This is a genomic window from Acinetobacter sp. NIPH 284 (assembly GCF_000369425.1).
Classification (GTDB): Bacteria; Pseudomonadota; Gammaproteobacteria; order Pseudomonadales; family Moraxellaceae; genus Acinetobacter.
Genome location: NZ_KB850005.1, coordinates 1 through 2,248, shown reverse-complemented (window position 1 = coordinate 2,248; position 2,248 = coordinate 1). Strand labels below are relative to the sequence as shown.

Genomic DNA, 2,248 nt, shown 5'->3' with positions numbered 1-2,248 from the left:
TTTACCCATCAATACCACTACGTTTACCCATCAATACCACTACGTTTACCCATCAATATCACTACGTTTACCTTTCGTGTTACTACAAAATAATTTAATGTAGTAATAACTTCAAAAAAATAATTGTAGGTTATGAGCGAATTAATAGTAAAAGATAACGCCCTAATGAACGCTAGTTACAACTTAGATCTTGTTGAACAGCGGTTAATTCTTCTTGCTATTGTTGAGGCGAGAGAGTCAGGCAAAGGAATCAATGCAAATGACCCTCTTACAGTCCATGCAGAAAGCTATATCAATCAGTTTGGCGTACACAGAACAACGGCATACCAAGCCTTAAAAGATGCCTGCAAGGACTTATTTGCACGACAATTCAGCTATCAAGAAAAACGAGAACGTGGACGAGCGAATATTACAAGTCGATGGGTCTCACAAATTGCTTATATTGACGAAACGGCAACGGTTGAGATTATTTTTGCTCCTGCGGTTGTTCCTCTCATAACACGATTAGAGAAACAATTTACCCAGTATGATATTGAGCAAATTAGCGGTTTATCGAGTGCCTATGCTGTCCGTATGTATGAATTATTGATCTGTTGGCGTAGCACAGGAAAAACCCCTGTTATTGAATTAGGCGAGTTTAGAAAACGAATAGGTGTTTTAGATACTGAATACATTAGAACAGATAACTTAAAGATGCGAGTTATTGAGCTAGCACTTAAACAGATCAATGATCATACCGACATCACAGCCACCTACGAACAGCACAAAAAAGGGCGAACAATCACAGGATTCTCATTCAAGTTTAAGCAGAAGAGGAAAACAGAGCTAGAAACGCCAAAAAACAGCGATTCTGACGTTCCTAAACAAAAATCCGTAGAAATCCCTACCAATCTCGTAAAACAGCCTGAAAACGCAAATATGAGCGATTTACAGCATAGAGCGAGCAAGATTACAGGGTTAATCATGTCTAACCGTCTATCAGATCGCTTTAAACAGAGTGATGAGTCAATTATGCAAATGATGGCTCGTATTCAAAGCGAAATTACAGACGAAGCAATAGCAAACCAATGGGAAAATAAACTCGAAGAATTTGGCGTAATTTTTTAAGTTTTGGAGAAACGAGTAAGCGTGCATTCCCTCGTTGCTACTCGGAAATGAACATTCCCTCGTTGCTACTCGGAAATGAAAAATTCCAAAGGGCGCACTTTACCATTGAGTCCAATGGGTGCGTTTCAATAAAAAAATATAGTAAAACAGCTTGCACAAACTTAAAAGTACAGTTAAGGTCTTAACTGTACTTTTAAGAAGAGTGGTTAAAATGGCTAGAGTTCACGTTATAGATTCAGTTTTTAAAGAGTATCCATCGAAATGGAAATTATGTTTCCAATGGTGTTTATACGATTATGAAAATGGGAAATCTGATAAAGGATTTCGTTTTATTTGGAAAACACCTGAAGGAAAATTACAAGCAGCAAGAGGACAAGCTCGTATTCCTGACATAGATGCGATTCATGAATTAACTGAACAAGCCAAAAAAGCTGGTTGGGCTTACAAAGGCGATGAAAAAACAATTTAGGTTAATAAAAATATGAGTAAAAAAGACCTTCAATTTATGAGGGTTTTTTTATTTTTTAAAAAAATTAATTAGCGAGTGTCTACGAGCGACACAATGAAAGTTCGATTATTGCCCCTCTGAAAAACCGCTTTTAAAAATATTTACTACCAGATGGTTTTTACTATCGTGAGCTTTTGCTTTTCAAGAAATACGAGCGAAGCGAGTTCATAGTCGCTTTTTATCTGTTCTTATTAACTGCCTATTAAAAATGAGCTGTTAAAGAGTGTTGTTGGGGTTTCGGGGGCTTGCCCCTGAACAAGGTCACAGAGTGGGAATTTATCACGGCAGTGAAAAAGTACCCTTTGTGTATCCTTGCTTAAAAATATTTTGCTTTTGATTTTTTCTGATTTTTAACCGTTATTTGCTAAAAATTGCCCCTGACGTAACGAAGTGAAGTCAAAAAAGTTTGAGATTTATCGAAAACCGAGGGCAATTTTCATGATGAAAATGGGTTTTTAATGTTTTTAAATGCTTTTAAATGCTTTTAGACAGGCTGAAACCCCCATGGCACAAGGCATACAAAGAACATTCTCCTACGTTTACCCATCAATACCACTACGTTTACCCATCAATACCACTACGTTTACCCATCAATATCACTACGTTTACCTTTCGTGTTACTACAAAATAATT

At 36.8% G+C, this 2,248-nt stretch carries 2 protein-coding genes; both read left to right on the top strand.

Going from position 1 to position 2,248, the window contains the following annotated elements:
- Positions 1-132 precede the first annotated feature (132 nt).
- Positions 133-1,107, top strand: coding sequence for a replication initiation protein RepM (gene repM, locus F908_RS00335; RefSeq protein ID WP_005155574.1), 975 nt, complete (start codon positions 133-135; stop codon positions 1,105-1,107).
- Between the two features lie 211 nt (positions 1,108-1,318).
- The gene (locus F908_RS00330) at positions 1,319-1,576 is read left to right on the top strand and encodes a hypothetical protein (RefSeq protein WP_005155572.1); all 258 of its coding nucleotides are present in this window, start codon (positions 1,319-1,321) and stop codon (positions 1,574-1,576) included.
- The last annotated feature ends 672 nt before the right edge of the window (positions 1,577-2,248 follow it).

Excerpts from the sequence above, each read along its gene's own strand:
- F908_RS00330 (WP_005155572.1), top strand. The coding sequence starts at position 1,319 with ATGGCTAGAGTTCACGTTATAGATTCAGTTTTTAAAGAGTATCCATCG.
- repM (WP_005155574.1), top strand. The coding sequence starts at position 133 with ATGAGCGAATTAATAGTAAAAGATAACGCCCTAATGAACGCTAGTTAC.